A 17,798-nucleotide genomic window follows, 5' to 3' on the forward strand; every position below is an offset into this window, starting at 1 on the left:
CACATGACGTGGGACGACTACCGGAAGCCGCCCGGCACCAACTGGGCGGACCCGGCGGTCAAGGGCTCGGAGCGCCAGTTCAAGGGCGCGCTGGTCCTCCTGGACTACCCCAACCAGCCGTTCGTCGTGACGCAGCCGCAGGGGTCGACGGTCTTCAAGAACCCCAGCGCCGAGGCGCACGACATTCCGCGTGACCAGGTCGGCAAGTACTACCAGGACTTCCTGAACAAGCCGGAGCCGCTCAACAACGGCCACACCATCCACGAGTACTGGATGGAGGACTCGGGCGGCCGGCTCGGCGTCGACCTCACCGCGTTCGGGCCGTACACCATGCCGGGCAAGGACCACGAGTACGGCATGGAGTTCCAGGCCGGCACCGCCTGTCCCGCGGGCGACAACTGCAACCGCAACATCCGCACCGACGGGCGGGCCGCGTGGGTCAACGCGGTCGGCCCGCAGGTGCCGGCGGGGTACGACTTCATCTTCTTCCTCTCCGCGGGCCAGGACGAGTCCTCGACCTGGCAGGAGTTCGGCTCGATGAAGTTCCCCCACAAGGAGGACGTGACCGACGACTTCGGCCCGCCGGACCCGGCGCTGCCGAACTGGTCGCGCACCCGTTACGTGGACTGGACCTCCTGGGCCGCGGGCTCGTCCATCTGGCCCAACGCGGGCGGCGGCTCGTCGACGCAGGCCGAGAGCTCCGGCCAGTCGACCTACGCCCACGAGTTCAGCCACATCCTCGGTATCGGGGACAACTACAACAACCCGTTCAGCATCCCGGCGCGGCGCGACTACAGCGGCCCGTGGGAGATGCTGTCCCGCGGCACGTTCAACGGGCCGGGCGGCCCGCACAGCCGGTGGATGATCCCGGCGACCGGCGGCGCGTCCATGGGCGCGCAACACATGCTGCGCAACAAGATGAAGCTCGGCATCGTCGACGACCAGAACGTGCTGCAGCTGTCGAGGGAGGCGCTCGGCGACTCCGGCATGGTGATCGCGAAGGTCACCGCGCGGTCCGTCCAACCGGGGCCGGACGGGTTGGCCGGGGTCAACGTCGCGCTCGGCACGGGTGACCTGTCGCCCGCGTGCGACCCGGACGCCGACCCGTTCTGTGACGGCGGCGGCTACGACAACTACACGGTCGAGGTCGTCGACCGGATGGGTTCCGACTCGTTCACGCCGGACGCGGGTGTGCTGCTGGCCAAGACCAAGAACGAGGACGACGCGCCGTTCGAGTGGGTCATCGACGCGAACCCGCAGAACATCGGGATGACCGACTACGTGCTGCCGGACGGCACCGCGGTGCCGATCACCATCGGCGACTACCGGCAGCTGTCCGACGCGTTGTTCCACGCCGGCACGAACTCCGGCAGCGAGTACGAGTACGTCGACGAGGCGAACCGGCTGCACTTCTACGTGCTGGACGTCAAGCGGGACAAGAAGGGCGTGCTGTCCTACACGGTCGCCGTCAGGTCCCTCGACGGCGCGGGCCCGCAGCGGCGCGGCGTCAAGGTGCTGCCGACCTTCAGCCTGCCGACCCGCGACAACCTCAACACCTGCGACTTCTCCGTGTTCAACACCGGCAGGGGCGCGCAGGACAGGTACCTGAACGGTGACGTCTACCGGATCAAGGCCACTGTGGACGGTCGGGGCTGGGCGGTGGACGTGCCGAACGCGCTCGCCACGGCCCAGTTCGGCGGCCACGTCCAGGTTCCGGTCCACGCCACGAGGTCCGGGCGCGGGCCGCATGTCGCGACCGTCCGGCTCACGGCCACGTCCGAGAGCGACCCGTCGAAGAAGGCGACCGCGACCTGCACGGTGGTGGGCCGGTGATGCGCGGGCTGTCGGCGGTAGCGGCGTTCGCGATGGTGGTCGCGGTGGTCGCGGCGCCGCCGGCGTCCGCGGCACCCGGTGACGCGACGGTGGTGCCGGTCCAGGTGACCGGCGACCCGGCGAAGCGGTTCAACCTCGTCGTGCTCGGCGACGGCTACACCGCCGACGAGCAGGGAAAGTTCCGCGAGAACGTGGACAAGCACCTGAACGTGCTGTGGACCATCGAGCCGTTCAAGTCCTACCGCAGCTACATCAACGTGTACGCGGTGTCGATCGTGTCCGCGGAGTCCGGTGTGGACTGTGACCCCGGCCTCGACTCGCCGCGGGTGGACACCGCACTGGACATGGGTCTGTGGGGCGGCTGCGACCCGAACAGCGTGCAGCGCCTGCTGACCGTGAACAACACGAAGGCCAACTCCTACGCCGACCGGGTGTCCGGCACGACCCGCGCGAACCGCCAGCTGCTCGCGATCGGCAACAGCGACACCTACGGCGGCGCGGGTGGCACGTACGCCACCGCGACCGGCGGCAACGCGCTGTCCGCGCTGATCACCCCGCACGAGCTGGGCCACTCGCTCGGCGGCCTGCAGGACGAGTACGACTACTACGCGCGTGGCGTGCGCGGCGACCCGTACGAGGGTGGCGAGCCGGACTCGGTGCACCACACGCTGCTCACCGAGCCGCAGATGCGGGCACAGCAGAAGAAGTGGTGGCGCTGGCTCGGCGAGCGGAGCGAGTCCGGCGGCCAGGTCGGTCGCCGCGAGGGCGGCATGTACTCGAGCAGCGGTGTGTGGCGGCCGTCCGCGCACTCGATGATGAAGACGCTCGGCTACTACTTCGACCAGGTCGAACGCGAGCGGATGACGCAGCGGATCTCCGCGAAGACGAGCATCCTGGCCGACGGCCTGCCGGCGACCGCGCCGGTCGGCGCGGACCGCGTGCTGTGGGTCGAGACCATGTACCCGGTGAGCCACCAGCTCGACGTGACGTGGACGGTCGACGGCACCCGCGTGGTGGCCCGCGGCACCCGCAACCTCCGACTGTCCACTGTGAACCTGACGCCGGGGGTGCACACGGTCGCCGCGACCGTCGTCGACCCGACGGAGTTCGTGCGTGACCCCGCGGTCCGTTCCTCGGCCGCGCTGACGCAGAGTCGCACGTGGACGGTCGACACCTCGCTGAGCACACCGGTCGTGCCGGTCGACGCGGCGTTCACCAACAGCACACCGACCACCGCGCCGGTCGGCGCCACGGACGTCGTCCACGTCGAGACGACGCATCCGACCGACCGCGTGCTGCCGGTCGTGTGGCGCCTCGACGGCCGCGCCGTCGATCCCGGCGGCCCAGGCGGGAACGACCGGGCCTTCGACCTCGAACCGCTCGGCCTGACCGGCACCCACACGCTGACCGCGACGGTCGGGGCCAGGACCCTGACCTGGACCGTCGACGCCAGCAGGCCCACGGCCGGCTACACGCTGTCCGCGCCGCTGGTGTCCGGCCACCGCTCGTACGTCTACAACGGACCGTTCACCATGGCCCTGGCCGGAACCGACGACACGCCGGGCTACGTGGTCCGTGAGTTCCGCACGGACGGCGACGGCTGGTTCAACTACTTCGGCTGGCCGACCGACCCCGACTCGCCGTGGCACTTCACACCGCAGGGCACCGAGATCGACAGCCTCGTGTACGGAAAGCTCGGTGTGCCAAGGCTTTCCCCGTGGGACAACGTGCCGACCAGCTACGGCACGCACACCATCGAGTACCGGTCGATCGACGCCGTCGGCAACGTCGGCCCGGCCGCCTCCTTCGACGTGACGCTGCTCCCGCCGCCACCGGCGTGCACCCGGACGATCACCGGCCGCCACCCCGGCGCGCTGGTCGTCCGCGACGGCGTGACCTGTCTCGACAACGCGACCGTGACCGGCCCGGTGACCGTCGCGCCCGGGGCGGGGCTCGTCGCGTCCGGTGCCACCATCGGCGGTCCCCTCGCGGCCGCCCGTGCCGGCACGGTCGAGCTGTTCCACTCGACGGTCTCCGGTCCGGTGATGGTCGAGGGAGTGCCGGGCGGTGTCCAGATTCTGGGCGGGGCGATCCGCGGCGCCGTGACACTGGCGCGAAACGCGGCGCCGGTGTTCGCGGGTGTGACGGTGCACGGACCGCTGAGCTGCACCGGAAACACCGTGGCCCCCGACGACCTGGGTGTCACGAATTCCGTTCGCGGGCCCACAGTGGATCAGTGCCGCTGATTCCACAGCGCGATCAGGCGAACGCTCACCGCACGCTTTTCCTTTGATTGCAATACGGAGCGCCATACAAACGACCAATGATTTGCCGTGTCCTCTGTGATCACCGGTACGGTCTGTCCGGCACGTGGTTCAGTGAGCGTGGAGGTCAGGCAGTGGTGGCAGTGCGCAACCCTTCGGCGTTGCGGTGGCTCGTGGGTGTGGAGCTGGCGAACTACCGGAAGAGAACCGGTCTCAAACAGGCCGATGCGGCCAACCGGGCGGGCGTCAGTGTGGGAAAGTTGTCCCATCTGGAAACCGGCGAGCGGCAGCAGCAGCCGTCGGACATAGCGAAGGTGCTTTCCGCGTACGGTGCCGCACAGCACGACGTCAACCGGCTGACCTCGCTCGCCGAGGTTCCGGACGAGTCCAACTGGTGGGGCGCTTGGCGGGACGTGGTGCCGGACTGGTTCGGTACTTTCGTCGGCCTGGAGCGGCTGGCCACCAAGGAGTTCGTGTTCGAGCCGATCGTGATCCCCGGTCTGATGCAGACCGAGGAGTACGCCAGGGAGCTGAGCCGCTCCAGCCAGCGCGTCCGGCTCGACCACAGCGAGCGGGTGGTCGAGGTCAGGATGGAGCGCGCGCACCGGCTGTCCGCCGAGGAGCCGATGCATCTCCACGCGACGGTGAACGAGCAGGCGTTGCGGTTACGTGTCGGAAGTACCGAGACCATGCGTGAGCAGTACGAGCACCTGATCGACCTCGCCGGCCGCCCGAACATCCTGTTCCAGGTGGTGGTGCCGGAACGGGGCCGGCACGAGGCGTCGAACGGGCAGTTCGTCGTGTTGGAATTCGACAAGGCGCGGCCGATCGTCTATGCGGAACTTCAGGACGGCGCGATGTATGTGCAGCACCCTGGGGAGGTGAATACTTATCGTGTGTCCGCACGGAGTCTGGAAAGGGTCGCGCTTCCGCCGGACGAGTCCGTTCGCTTCGTGGCCGACCTGATCAAGAGGCTTTGAGGAGCAACACCGTGAACTTCGGCAGCGCAGTGTGGCACAAGAGCAGCTTCAGCGACCACAACGGTTCGTGTGTCGAGGTCGCGCTCACGGCGATGGCTGTCGGCATCCGAGACTCGAAGGACATTGGTGTCGGCCCACTGGTCGTCGCGCCGGACGGGTGGGCCGCGCTCGTCGCCGTGCTGAAGCGCGGCCGGTAGTCCGCTAGGCCGGTCGGAGGAACCGGCCAGCCGGATGCTGTCGGGAAAACTGTCGTGCGTTCACGGCCCAATCGTGCGGTAACGTGCGGCAACCCCCGGGCAACCTGCCGATCCGACCGGACGTCTTAGGGGAAAGATCGTAAGTTGGGTTTGGGGGCTCGTCTTGAAACCGCGGCATGTCGTTGTAGTGCTGTCCGTACTCGCGTTCGCGACCGCGTGCTCGACCGGTGAGGCGGACGAACCGCTGCCTCGGCTCGCCGACCGCGGCACGGTGATGACCACGGCGACGCCGACCCGGCAGGACCTGACGAACTCGGTCAGCCTGGCCGGGACCGTCACCATGGACCCGATCTTCGGGCTGGTCGCGCCGGTGGCGGGGCAGATGCGCTACCTCGACGTCAAGCCGCCCACCGCCACGCCGGCCAAACCGACGCGCATCGGCGCCGTGTGGGCCGGCGGCCGGCCGACCCAGGTCGAGGTGCCGGCCGGCGCCACGTTCGCCGGCAGGCTGGTCGACGACCGGTCGAACGTCGTGCCAGGGATGCCGGTGGCCTCGGCGAAGCTCGCCGGGTACGGGATCGTCGCGGAGATCAGCAGCGACAAGGCCTACCAGATCGCCGACGGGCTGACCGCCATCACGGCACAGATCAAGAAGGGCCCCGGGCCGTTCCCCTGCACGGTGCTGGGCACGATCGCCGCACTGCCGGCCGGCACGGTTCCCGTGCCGCCGCCCGCGGACCCGCCGGCCGGCGGGCAGCAGCCCCCGGGGGCCACCGCGGGCGCACCGGTGACCCAGGACGAGAAGCAGCCTCAGGACGAGCAGCCGGAGGGGTCGGCCGCCTCCGGCCTGCGGTTGGTCTGTACCGCACCGCCGGAGGTCAAGATGATCAACGGCGCGTCGGTCACGCTGAAGATCGTGACGCAGACCGCGACCGGCGTGCTGGTCGTGCCCGTCGAGGCCGTCGCGGGCGGTCAGGGCAAGGGCACGGTCGAGGTGGTCAAGGCCGACGGGTCGACCGAGCTGGTGCAGGTCGAGCTGGGCCTGACCGACGGCAAGGTCATCGAGGTCAGGTCGGGGCTCACCGGGAACGAGAAGCTGTCCGTGCCGGGCCCGAACCTGCCGCCCGTCCCGGATTCCGGCCAGTCGAGCGGTGGCAAGTGACCGCCGTCCAGGTGCTGCCGGAGCGGCAGGGCACGGCGACGCCGTTGCTGCGGCTCGTCGGCGTTACCAAGACCTTGCGTGGCCAGCAGGAGCCGCGCACGATCCTGAGCGGCGTCGACCTGACACTCCACAGTGGAGAGAGCATCGCGGTGCTCGGGCGGTCCGGGTCGGGCAAGAGCACGCTGCTGAGCCTGATCGGGTTGTTCGACCGGGCCGACGGCGGCCAGTACATGTTGGGCGAGCGGGACATCACCCGCCTGCCGGAGCGCAGGGCGGCCGCGCTGCGCAGCTCCGAGTTCGGTTTCGTGTTCCAGCGGTTCTTCCTGCTCAAGCACCTGACCGCCGCGCAGAACGTGGCGATGGCGATGGTGAACGGGCAGGGCTGGCTGCCGCGGCGCAAGCGTCGTGCCCGGGCGTTGGCCGCGCTGGACCAGATGGGCATCGCGCACCTGGCGAAGCACAAGCCGCCCCGGCTGTCCGGCGGTGAGCAGCAACGTGTGGCGATCGCCCGTGCGCTGGTGCGGGACCCGAAGATCCTGCTGGCCGACGAGCCGACCGGCGCGCTCGACACGGACACCGGAAACCTTGTGGTGGAAGCACTTCGCGCGGCGACCGACCGCGGCTGCGGACTGGTCCTGGTGACCCACGACCACGACCACGCGGCGAAGATGCAGCGGGTGTTCCAGCTCGACCACGGCGTGCTGTCGGAGGTGGCGCGGTGATGCGGCTGTCCGGGCGTCTCCGGTCGGCGCTCATCATTGGCGGGCAAGGGATCCGGGCACGGAAGCTGCGCACGTTCCTGTCCATGATCAGTTTGTTCCTCGGTGTGCTCGGCGTGGTGGCCGCGCAGGCCGGGCAGGTGATCGCGTACCGGGCGCTGGTGGCGAACAGCGAGCTGACCAGGGGAGTCGACGGCACCCGGTCGGTGTACCTGCCGCCCGTCGACGGTTCTTCGGAGATCGTGATGGACACGATCAGGGGCCGCGACGACGCGGTGGCGTTGCTGTCGGCCAGCGCGGTCATCGGCGAACCGAACGTGCGGCCGGTCAACGAGGGCGCGAGCCCGATCGGCGGCGGCGGTGGGTACGGCTCGTCGATGGTCTGCGACTCGTCGGGCGACTGCGTGGATCCCAACGAGGGCAAGCCGAGCGGCCAGGCGATCGAGGTGCGCGTCACGGCGCTGACAGGCGACCTCCGGCGGTTCCGGCCACTGCATGTCCAGAGTGGACGGTGGCTGGACTTCGCTGGTGCGCCGTCGCTCTCGCCCCGCCTGGTGCTGAACAAGGCGGCGGCGAAGGCCTTCACGATGTTCCAGGTGCCGGCGGAGATGCGTGTCCAGGGCGGGATCGCGAACTCGACGCCACGGTTCCTCGGCGTCGTCGATGACGGGAACTCGCAGCCGCAGGTGTACGTCCGTTCGGACGAACTGCTGAACTGGCTGCCGGTGGACGTGCTGTCCGACCCGCAGTTCGGGTCGGCGCTGGTCCTGGCGGCGCCGGACGCGACGGAGCTCATCGAGATCCTGAAACGGAAGTACGCGTCGATCGCGGATCCGCGGATGGGTGACCTGTACGTGGAGACGATCAGTGCCGAGGATCTGATGCCCGGGGAGATCCAGATGATGCGCTGGGTGTTCCTCGGGGTGTCGATCCTGGTGCTGCTGATCGGCTCGGCGGGGATCCTGAACGTGGGGTTGGCGACGGTCGGGGAGCGGATCGAGGAGTTCGCGCTACGGCGGGCCGTGGGTACGCCGCGGTTGTTGCTGGCGGGGATCGTGCTGGCGGAGACGCTGCTGACTGGTTTGCTGACGGCGCTGGCGGCGATCGGCGCGGGGATCGCCGGGTTGGCGGTGGCGAGCAGGATGTTCGGCGACCGGCATCCGCTGCTGGCGAACGTGGCGTTCCCGTGGGAGGCCGGGGTGGCCGGGGTGGCGGCGGGCCTGGTCGCGGGTGTGCTGGGGGGCCTGGTGCCGGCGGCGAGAGCGGCGAGAATCCCCATCGCGACCGTGATGCGGGCCTAGACGTCCCGCGCCGGCCCACGCCGGCTCAACCACCGCGTTTCCGGTCGTACTCCCGGACGACGGTCTTCGGGGCACACATGCGCCATGCGTCGGTGACGAGCTCCCTGAGCTCGTCCTTGTCGATCCTGTCCAGGTCGACGTGGATCCAGTGGTAGCGCTGGTCACCCGTGCTCGGCATGGCGAACTTGTCGGGCTGGGCGTCGATCATGGCGGCCCGCTCCTCCTTGGGGAAGCCACAGCCCATGGTGCGCTCGTCCCGTGAGAGGGCGACGTAGACGATCCGCCCCACGTTGAACTTGACCCGGTCACGCACGAGCCGCTCGACGGTGCGCGGCAGGCCGCTCGCGATCTCCCTGACGTCTTCCGCGGTGACCATTCGCCGGGTCCTCACTGCTCGTCGATCCCCCGATGCCACGCTAGTGTCCCGCGCCGGAGATCAGGCAACTTAGTTCGGCGGCCCAGCTTCCTGCTGGCGGCGTTGCCGGTTCGCCCAAGTACGACCCAGTACGAGGACGAACCGGCGTCTTGCCAGCAGAAACCTGGATCCACCGACTTAATCACCGCATTCCCGGCGCGGGACACTAGCAACGACCACCGACAGAAACGCGGCCCGCGCAGGCGCTCGCCGCCGGTGACTCCCGCGAGGCGGCGAACCGGCCTAACCTCGAACCGTTGGCTCGTTCGATGAACCTCTGGTGCGCTCGCAGCCGTGATGGTTCTGGAGCCGGTGAAAGGCGGGGATCAATGAAGATCGTGCGTTTGGCCGTTGCCGTCGTGGTGTTCCTTGCGTGTCTCATCGCGGGTGGGGCGCCCTCGGCGTGGGCCGGGGTGGCGGCCGACTATCCGGAGTTTCCCTATCCGCCCACCAACTACGACGAGCCGCTTCGTGGGCAGTACCACTTCAGTCCGCGTGCCGGGTGGATGAACGACCCCAACGGGTCGGTCTACTACCGGGGGCAGTACCACCTCTTCTTCCAGCACAACCCGCACGGTCTGGGTTGGGAGACCATGCACTGGGGGCACGCGGTCAGCCCCGACCTCGTGCACTGGAACCAGAAGCCCATCGCCCTGGAGCCGGGGGTCCATCCCGGGGATCTCTGGTCCGGCAACGGGGTCGTGGACACCCGCAACGTGACCGGGCTCAAGTCCGGCGGCGATGACCCGATCCTGTTCTTCTCCGGTACCGGCGGGGTCGTCGTGCACTACAGCCTCGACGGCGCGCGGACCTTCCAGACCTACAACCGCGGCACCGAGGTGATCGACACCGGCGGGAACGAGAGCCGGGATCCCAAGGTCTTCTGGCACGCGCCCTCCCAGCGCTGGGTGATGGTCCTCTACGTCAAGGAGGGCAACTTCGGCGCCAACTTCTACACCTCCACCGATCTGCTGCACTGGAACTTCGCCAGCCGGTTCACCGCCGACTGGATGTTCGAGTGTCCGGACATGTACCAGCTGCCCGTCGACGGCAACCCCGCCAACACGCGATGGGTGCTCTCCGCCGCCAAGGACAACAGCTACGTCCTCGGGGACTTCGACGGGACCACCTTCACGCCCACCTCTCCCGTGCGTCGCGAGGACTTCGGTGGCGGGGGAGCCGGGTCGCCCTTCTACGCCTCGCAGACCTTCACCGGGGACCCCGCGGGGAGGGTCGTGCAGACCGCCTGGCAGGGCGGCAACCACGGCGCAACCTGGACCGGTGACCTCACCTTCCCCGCGCAGCTGGGGTTGCGGACCTCTTCCGACGGCATTCGCCTGACGCGTAACCCCGTCGCGGAGCTGGCATCGCTCCGGCGAGACCCCGTCGAGCTCGGGGCGCAGACTCTTCAGCCGGGAACCAACCCGCTCGCCCAGCTCCGTGGTGACGCCTACGAGCTGACCGCCGAGTTCGACCTCACCGGCGCCACCGCCCGCAAGTTCGGGTTTCGGTTGCACACGCGGTCCGACGGCGGGTTCGATCGGGAGGTCAGCTACGACCGGGGTGCGCAGACCCTCTACGGCGCGCCGCTTTCCCCCGTCAACGGGCGGGTTTCCATGCACGTTCTCGTCGACCGGGGACAGCTGGGGATCTTCGCCGCCGGCGGTGCGTTCTCCTACACCGACAACGTCGACTTCAACCCCGCCAACCAGGGGCTCTCACTGTTCGCCGACGGCGGGTCCGTGCGTCTTAACTCCCTGCGGTTCAACCGGATCGCGAGTGCCTGGGGCACCGGACAGTCCACTCTGGACAGTAACCTCGGCGACGCATGGACCGCCGTCAACGGCACCTGGACCGACACCGCCGCGGGCAAGCAGGGCACGGCCTCCGGGGACGCCTTCTACCTCAGCCCCACTTCCGCCGGCGACCTCACCTACGAGGGCGACGTCCGGGTCGACAGCGGCACCGCCGCCGCGCTCACCTTCCGCGCCAGTGACGACGCCGCTCGCCACTACACGGTGAACGTCGACACCGCCGGGATGGTGAAGCTCTGGCGGCCGGGGCGGGACATCGCCACCTACCCGACGGCCATCACCGTCGGTCGCACCTACCACCTCAAGGTCGTCGCCGCGGGGTCGCGGATCCGGGTCTACCTCGACCGGTCGGCACAACCGGTCATCGACGCCACCGACACCGCCTACGCCGCCGGACGGCTCGGCGTCAACGTCTTCAGCGGCCAGGCGACCGTCAACAACCTCCAGCTCAACGCCGCCGGGTTCGACACCAACCTCGCCGGGCCCTGGCGCCCCGTCAGCGGGACGTGGACCGCGCCCGGTGACGCGGTGCAGGCCCGTGGTGGCGGCGACACCTTCTACCTCAGCTCGTCCACCGGCGCCGACTTCACCTACTCCGGCGACCTCACCCCGGTCAACGGGGTCGCCGCCGGGCTCGTGTTCCGCGCCAGTGCCGACGGCACCCGCCACTACACCGCCAACGTCGACGTCAACGGCATCGTCAAGCTCTGGCGGCCCGGCGCCGACATCGCCACCCATGCGGCCAACATCGTGCCGGGCCGGACGTACCCCCTCGCCGTCACCGCGCGTGGCACCAACATTCGGGTCTCACTCGACGGGGTCGAGGTCATCAACGCGACCGACGCCACCTACTCGACCGGCCTCTTCGGACTCAACGGGTTCGCCGGCACCGCCCGGTTCCGCAACGTCCGCCTCACCGCGTGAGGACGGCCACCGCGTCCTTGTCCAACTGCCCCAACGTGTTGTCCGAGCGTTGGAAACGGAGACACCCGTCCAGCTCCACCGTCGCCGTGCCGCCCATCGACGGGAGGACCACGGCGAACCTCGTGTGCGGCCGGTCGCACCCGGCGGCCGGGCCGGCGGTGTCCAGCGCGGACCGCAGCGCGGACACCGCCGGTCCTTTCAGCGAGAAACCGTTGGCCAGGCGGCCGGTGTCGCCGTCCACCAGGTAGGTGCACACCCGCGGCGTGCCGGCCGGGTCCGGCCACATGGCACCGCCGGGAGCGGCTTTCGGGGACTCGAGAACGATCGTGTCCTTCCAGGTGTCCGGGCAGCCGGTCTCGTTCGACCGCACGGACCCCACCAGCCCCGTCCGCGTCTCCGACACCGTCCGGTACGGCAGCTTGTCGAGGAACCGCGTCACCTCGTCGTGGGGCTTGCCGCACGTGCTCGTCGGCACGTCGGGCAGCAACGCCCTGCCCTCCGCGTCGACCAGCACGAAGTACGGCTTCGCGTACCCGATCGCGGGGCATATCGAGTTCGCCGGCGGCGGTCCGGACGGCTTGCGCAGCATGTCGAGCAGCTCTGGCACGGGGCCGTCCGCACGCTCGATGATCTGCACCGTCCACGTGCCCTCGCCGGGGACCTCCCGGGGCTCGCTTCGGCAGCGCACCACCGAGTTCGCCACGAAGTCCGCGGGCACGCCACCCCGCTCCACCGAGGGGTCGAGGGGGTCCTTCACCGAGCACCCGACCTCGACCCACACCGGCGGTGTGTCCGCGACCTTCGGCGCCGCAACCGGATTGCCGCACGCCACCGCCGCGCCGATGACCAACGCCGCTGTCCCCAGCCGTCGCAACCCAACCAACATGCCCAACGGACGGAGGCGGCCGGGTCGCCGGTTGCACGGAGCGTGGGATCGTCGCGAAACGGCTCACCGGTCGCGACGGCGACCCCGTGCCCCGCACGCCATGGCGCGGCGCCACCGTCACGCCACCGTCCTTCCCTTGCGGTACACGGCTTCGACGTCGTGCACCGCGGCGGGATCCGTCAGCGGGTCGCCGGCCACGACCACCAGGTCCGCGTCGAAGCCCGGCGCCAGGCGGCCCTTGCGGCCGGCCAACCCGCACACCTCGGCCGCCACCGACGTCACCGCACGCAGGGCGTCCAGTGGCGTCATGCCCAGCCCGACCAGCTGCGGCACCGCGTTGGGCAGCGACGGGTGTTGCTTCGCCGGCCCGATTCCCGCGTCCGTGCCGGCCACCACGACGGCGCCGGCCTCGATGAGCCGGCGGTACACCGCCATGATCTTCGGCACCCTGGCGAACACCTCGGCGCGGTCCGGCTCGGCCAGCAGCACCGCCGCGCGGTCGGCGTCGGACAGGGGCGCGGCGCCGATCGACGCGCCGACCGCCACCTGCCGCCGCGCGATCTCGTCGATCAGGTCGGGGCGGTCGTCGATCCCGTCGGCCGTCCAGAACGAGACGTGCTCCAGCCCGTCCACGCCGGCCGCCAGCGCGGCCTCGATGCCCGCGGTGGCGTGGGCGTGTGCCACGACCGGCAGCCCGTGCCGGTGCGCCTCGTCGACCGCGGCCCGCAGCTCGGCCACCTCGAACTGCGGCAGGTGCTGAGCCGTCCCCTTCGTCATCGTCCCGCCGCTCGCCATGATCTTGACGACGTCGCAGCCGCGTTCCGCCCGCTCGCGCACCGCCGCCCGCACGGCCGCCGGACCCGGCGCTACCGCGCCACCCAGGAAGTGGCAGTGGCCGTCGAGCGTCGTCACCGGCGGGCCGGCCGCCACGATCGTCGGCAGGTCGGGGTCACCACGCAACGAGAGGGACAGGTAGTCCGGGTCGCCGAGGTCCCGGACCGTCGTGACACCGGCCCGAAGGTGCCGGCGCGCCGCGTCGGCCATCGCCGCGCGCACCTCGTCCGGTGTGCGGGCGGCCAGCGCGCCGACCGGGTCCGTGCCGGCGTCGAACGCCAGGTGGACGTGCACGTCGATCATGCCGGGCAGCACCGTCACGTCGCCGAGGTCGACGGCACCCGGCACGTCGACACCCGTCGCCACCACGTGTCCGCGGTCGAGCACCACGGTCGGGTGGTCGACCAGCCTCGTGCCGTCGAACACGCGGGCGGCGCGCAGCGCGGTCACTCTCATCTGGTCGTCCCGGACCGTGAGAACGCGACGGTCCTCAGCCCTGCTGCCCGTAGTCCCTGGCCACGTTCAGCAGCTCGACCAGCCCGTCGGCGTACTCCTGGGACTCGGAGTGCGCCTCCGGGTACGGCGGCTGGAAGCCGACGCCCTCCCACTCGCCGGTCGACGGGTTCCACAGGTCGTTGCCGATCTCGAAGTCCCACGCGAAGATGCCCTGGTCGTAGTACAGCTGGTCGGCGGAGTTGCCGGCCGCCGAGTACAGGACGTCCGCGACCGGACCGGTCTGGGACGGCCAGGTCACCGTGCCGCGCGACGACGAGATCGCGCCCACGATCCGCTTCGCGGACGCCTGGAAGAACGCCGCCTCCTCGATGGACGGCCGCGGCAGCGTGACCCGGCCCGGCATCGCGTACGCGCCGGGCGGCCACATGAAGTAACCGCCGTAGCTGTGCACGTTCATCACGAACCTGATGTTCGAGTGCGCCTTCGCGAAGTCGATGACGTTGCCGCTCTCCGCCTCGGACAGTTCACCCGTGCCCGCGTACGTGCCGGACAGGCAGTTCGACGACGCGCCGACGTACCCGTCGAACAGCGAGCCCACGGCGTAGTTCCGGTTGACGTCGACGCCCCACGAGTCGGCGTTCCGCGGATCCCGCTGTGTGCCCGTGCAGTGGTTGACCATGTTCTTGCGCTGGAAGTTCGCGTCGTGGAACGAGTAGTTCGCGCCGTCCGGGTTGACCGTCGGGATCACGAACACCTCGACGTTCTCCAGGAGCTGTCGGGTCGCCGGGTCCGTCGCGTAGTTGGCCAGCAGCCGCTCCGCGAACTCGAGCGTGACCAGGGGCGTCGCCCACTCCCGCGCGTGCTCCTGGGAGTACGTGAGCACGCCGATCCGCGAACCGTCGCGGTGCACGCCGATCCGCAGTCCCTGCACGGTCCACGGCTTCTGCGGGATCGACCCGTCCAGGCCGTTGTCCATGGTGACCGGACCGGCGACCGGCATGACCTTGCCGGCCGACCCGTCCTCGACGAACGCGTTGAACCGCTGGGGGAACCGTGCGGTGATCAGCGCGGCTACCTGGTCGGTGGTGCTGATGACCGCGCCGGCGGCGTCCGTGGCGAGGGAGACCGTCAGCACGCGGTCGCGCCAGGTCGCCTGCGCGGGCCGGTTGGGTTTGCCGGGGTCGACGGTCTTGACCTGCCAGCCGTTCGGGCCCTGGTCGCCGAACTGGACCGACTCGACGACGACCGCGGCGCTCGCCGGGTCGCCGAGGTAGGCGGTCGCCGTGCGCCGGTAGCCCTGGGTGCGGTGCGGCAGGTCGACCAGGTCGACCAGGCTCGGGTACTGCCGGGCGAGCCGCGCCAGCCGGGCCTTGATGTCGGTCGGCGCCATGTACGCGTCGATGAAGTCCCGCTGGTAGCCGGCCGGCGTCTGCGGCGGGGTCGCACCCGGCCACCTGGTCGGCGTGACGGCCCGGGTGGACCCGCCGAGGCTGGACGCGGCGGTGACCTTCACCGGCTGCGCGGGCAGGGGCTGGGGCAGGGCCACGTGGTACTGGTACTCGCCGGCGTCCTCGAAACGCTGCAGCGGGTACGAGCCGGTGGTGCCGTCCGCCGTCGTCCAGGTGACGGTGATCTCGACGTCCGGGTCGGCGATCGCGGTCGTCGCGACCTGGGTCTGCAGGAAGGTCTGGCCGCCACTGGTCCACCAGTACGCGGACAGGAAGTGCAGGGTGTCCGCGGCGGCCTGCCGGGTCCTGGCCCGCGACTGCGCGTACCGCCCGGCCGCGTCGCCCGCGCGCTCGATCACCTGGACGGTCTCGGCGCCGCGTGCGTTGAGGTCGGCCAGCTGGCTTCCGGTGAGCACGAGGTCGACCAGCAGCTCGCCGTCTCCGGTGCGGGGCCGCGCCGCGATGTCCGCCCCGCTCGTCAGCAGCTCGTCGAACATGGCCCGGTCGGGCAGCCGCACCCGCACGAGGGACAGCTCCTCGGGCTGGGCGGGTGCCGCGCTCGCGGTGGGCGAGGGAACGATGACGGACAGTGACAGCGCAAGCGCGAGCAAGAAGCCACGCTTCCTCATGAGACCTCCCAGACCGGCCGAAAGCAGGATCGCAAACCGGCTGAACGCATCATTCCTCAAGATCGCGCCCAGACATAGGGTGATCGCCATGAGCGTTTTCGCCGGGCAGTACACGGCAGTCGACGACACCGAGGACGCATCCTGGTTCATCTCGTTCTCGGACAGCGTGAACGCGATCCCCGAGTACCACGGGGTCCGGCAGTCGCTCATCGAGCAGCTGGGTTCGCTGGCGGGACGGCACGTGCTCGACGTCGGCTGCGGCCCAGGCGACGACACCCGTGAGCTGGCCTCCCTCGCGGGACCGGCGGGCCGGGTCGTGGGCGTGGACCTGAGCGAGACGATGCTGGCCGAGGCCCGCAGAAGGGGCGGCCCGGTCGAGTTCATCCAGGACGACGTCTACGGGCTCTCCTTCCCGAACGCGACGTTCGACCGGGTGCGGGCCAAGCTCGTCCGCATGCACCTGCTGGACATCGACGCCGCGGACGACGAGCTGGTCCGGGTGCTGCGGCCGGGCGGCCGGCTGGCCGTGTTCGACCTTGACTTCGAGACCCTCGCCCTCGATCACCCGGACCGGGCGGCGACACGCGCGTTCCAGCCGTACTGGGCGGACCACCACAAGCAGGGCTGGTGCGGCCGGCAGATGCGCAGGCGGTTCATGGGGCGCGGCATGACCGACGTGACGATCACGCCGCACACCATGCAGATGTCCTACGGGCTGTTCCGCCGGGCCGCGGAGGGCGCGGTCGCCGAGGCGGTGGCCGCGGGCGTCCTCGACTCGGTGGAGGGGTTCCTGCGCCCGCTGGCCGAGGCCGACGAGGCCGGCGTCTTCTTCGCCAGCCTCACCGGCTACGTGTTGGGCGCGACGCGCTCACCTGCGGCGTAGCGACGGGTCGCGCAGGGCCGGCGGCGTGAAGTAGCTGTCGGCCTTGTTGAGGTCCGTGCCCGGCGGCACGATCTCGTCGATCCGGTCGAGGACGTCCGAGGACAGGACCGTGCCCGTGCCGCTGAGCAGGGACTCCAGCTGGTCCATCGTCCGCGGGCCGATGATCACCGACGTGACCGCCGGGTGGGACAGGACGAAGCCGACCGCCAGGTGGGGCAGGGTCAGGCCGGCGTCCGCGGCCAGCTTGCCCAGCTCGGTGACCGCCGCCAGCTTCGCGGCGTTCTCCGGCAGTGACGTGTCGAACCGGTGTGCTTCCCCCTTCACCCGGCCCTCGCCACGCGACGACACGTCCGCGGCGCTCGAGTACCGGCCGGACAGCCAACCGGTGGCGAGCGGGCCCCAGGTCAGCACGCCCATCCCGTACTTGTGCGCCGTCGGCAGGACCGCCGCCTCGATGCCCCGCGCCAGGATCGAGTACGGCGGCTGCTCGCTGCGGAACCGCACGTGCCCCCGCCGCTCGGACACCCACTGCGCCTCGACGATCTGCTCCGCCGGGAACGTCGAGCTGCCCACCGCACGCACCTTGCCGGCCCGCACGAGGTCGGTCAGCGCGCCCAGCGTCTCGTCGATGTCGGTCGAAGCGTCCGGGCGGTGGATCTGGTACAGGTCGATCCAGTCCGTCCGCAGCCGCCGCAGGCTGCTCTCCACCTCGCGCACGATCCAGCGCCGTGAGTTGCCCCGGTGGTTGGGGTCGTCGCTCATCGGGAAGTGCACCTTGGTGGCCAGCACGACGTCGTCGCGCCGCCCCTCCAGGGCCTTGCCCACGATCTCCTCGGACTCGCCGTCGGAGTAGCCGTCGGCGGTGTCCACGAAGTTGATGCCCGCGTCGAGCGCGTGGTGGATGATTCGTACACCATCGGAGTGATCCGGGTTGCCGATCTTCCCGAACATCATCGCGCCCAGCGCGTACTCGCTCACCGAGATTCCGGTGCCGCCCAGAATTCTTTGCCTCATGAGGCAACTGTGCGGCGGTCGCCGCGATCCCGCCAGGCA

At 70.3% G+C, this 17,798-nt stretch carries 14 protein-coding genes; 9 read left to right on the forward strand and 5 right to left on the reverse strand.

The genetic code is table 11. The annotated features are described in order from the left end of the window. Positions 1–3 precede the first annotated feature (3 nt). The 7 genes from VET29_RS03135 to VET29_RS03165 all read left to right on the forward strand — a co-directional run bounded on the left by VET29_RS03135 (position 4) and on the right by VET29_RS03165 (position 8,456). Positions 4–1,833 (forward strand): M6 family metalloprotease domain-containing protein, encoded by a 1,830-nt coding sequence (locus VET29_RS03135; RefSeq protein ID WP_324914394.1) that lies wholly within the window; start codon positions 4–6, stop codon positions 1,831–1,833. Then, entirely contained in the window at positions 1,833–4,079 is a 2,247-nt protein-coding gene (locus VET29_RS03140) for a M64 family metallopeptidase (protein ID WP_324914317.1), read from the forward strand. Before VET29_RS03135 ends, VET29_RS03140 begins: the two co-directional genes overlap by 1 nt. A gap of 197 nt (positions 4,080–4,276) precedes the next feature. Then, positions 4,277–5,077: a helix-turn-helix transcriptional regulator gene (locus tag VET29_RS03145; protein WP_324914397.1), complete on the forward strand. Its 801-nt coding sequence runs from the start codon at positions 4,277–4,279 to the stop codon at positions 5,075–5,077. 11 nt (positions 5,078–5,088) lie between these two features. Further along, the gene (locus tag VET29_RS03150) at positions 5,089–5,274 is read left to right on the forward strand and encodes a DUF397 domain-containing protein (RefSeq protein WP_324914321.1); all 186 of its coding nucleotides are present in this window, start codon (positions 5,089–5,091) and stop codon (positions 5,272–5,274) included. 187 nt (positions 5,275–5,461) lie between these two features. Then, positions 5,462–6,436: an efflux RND transporter periplasmic adaptor subunit gene (locus tag VET29_RS03155; protein WP_324914325.1), complete on the forward strand. Its 975-nt coding sequence runs from the start codon at positions 5,462–5,464 to the stop codon at positions 6,434–6,436. Beyond that, positions 6,433–7,158: an ABC transporter ATP-binding protein gene (locus VET29_RS03160; RefSeq protein WP_324914327.1), complete on the forward strand. Its 726-nt coding sequence runs from the start codon at positions 6,433–6,435 to the stop codon at positions 7,156–7,158. Before VET29_RS03155 ends, VET29_RS03160 begins: the two co-directional genes overlap by 4 nt. A gap of 83 nt (positions 7,159–7,241) precedes the next feature. Further along, positions 7,242–8,456 (forward strand): ABC transporter permease, encoded by a 1,215-nt coding sequence (locus tag VET29_RS03165; RefSeq protein ID WP_324914330.1) that lies wholly within the window; start codon positions 7,242–7,244, stop codon positions 8,454–8,456. A gap of 25 nt (positions 8,457–8,481) precedes the next feature. Here VET29_RS03165 and VET29_RS03170 read toward each other — a convergent pair whose 3' ends face one another. After that, positions 8,482–8,832, reverse strand: coding sequence for an MmcQ/YjbR family DNA-binding protein (locus VET29_RS03170; protein ID WP_324914334.1), 351 nt, complete (start codon positions 8,830–8,832; stop codon positions 8,482–8,484). 368 nt (positions 8,833–9,200) lie between these two features. Between VET29_RS03170 and VET29_RS03175 the strand changes: the two genes are divergently transcribed. Next, a complete protein-coding gene (locus VET29_RS03175) occupies positions 9,201–11,609 on the forward strand; it encodes a glycoside hydrolase family 32 protein (RefSeq protein ID WP_324914338.1) in 2,409 nt (802 codons plus the stop codon). Here the strand turns inward: VET29_RS03175 and VET29_RS03180 are convergent. From VET29_RS03180 to VET29_RS03190, 3 genes are all read right to left on the reverse strand, one after another. Then, positions 11,599–12,483 (reverse strand): hypothetical protein, encoded by an 885-nt coding sequence (locus VET29_RS03180; protein WP_324914341.1) that lies wholly within the window; start codon positions 12,481–12,483, stop codon positions 11,599–11,601. The genes VET29_RS03175 and VET29_RS03180 overlap by 11 nt on opposite strands. Before the next feature lie 129 nt (positions 12,484–12,612). Further along, on the reverse strand, positions 12,613–13,785 hold the full coding sequence (locus VET29_RS03185) for an amidohydrolase family protein (RefSeq protein ID WP_324914345.1): 1,173 nt from the start codon (positions 13,783–13,785) through the stop codon (positions 12,613–12,615). A gap of 34 nt (positions 13,786–13,819) precedes the next feature. Continuing rightward, complete coding sequence (locus VET29_RS03190; RefSeq protein WP_324914349.1) at positions 13,820–15,862, reverse strand: M14 family zinc carboxypeptidase; 2,043 nt, start codon at positions 15,860–15,862, stop codon at positions 13,820–13,822. Between the two features lie 88 nt (positions 15,863–15,950). Here VET29_RS03190 and VET29_RS03195 point away from each other — a divergent pair, with 88 nt between their 5' ends. Then, positions 15,951–16,745 (forward strand): methyltransferase domain-containing protein, encoded by a 795-nt coding sequence (locus tag VET29_RS03195; protein WP_324914353.1) that lies wholly within the window; start codon positions 15,951–15,953, stop codon positions 16,743–16,745. Here VET29_RS03195 and VET29_RS03200 read toward each other — a convergent pair. Beyond that, positions 16,731–17,759 carry an aldo/keto reductase gene (locus VET29_RS03200; protein WP_324914357.1) on the reverse strand — a complete coding sequence of 343 codons (1,029 nt, stop codon included), beginning with the start codon at positions 17,757–17,759 and terminating at the stop codon, positions 16,731–16,733. The two genes, VET29_RS03195 and VET29_RS03200, sit on opposite strands and share 15 nt — an antisense overlap. Positions 17,760–17,798: the final 39 nt, after the last annotated feature.

Origin of the sequence: Actinophytocola sp. (assembly GCF_035634895.1) — a bacterium.
Classification (GTDB): domain Bacteria; phylum Actinomycetota; class Actinomycetes; order Mycobacteriales; family Pseudonocardiaceae; genus Actinophytocola.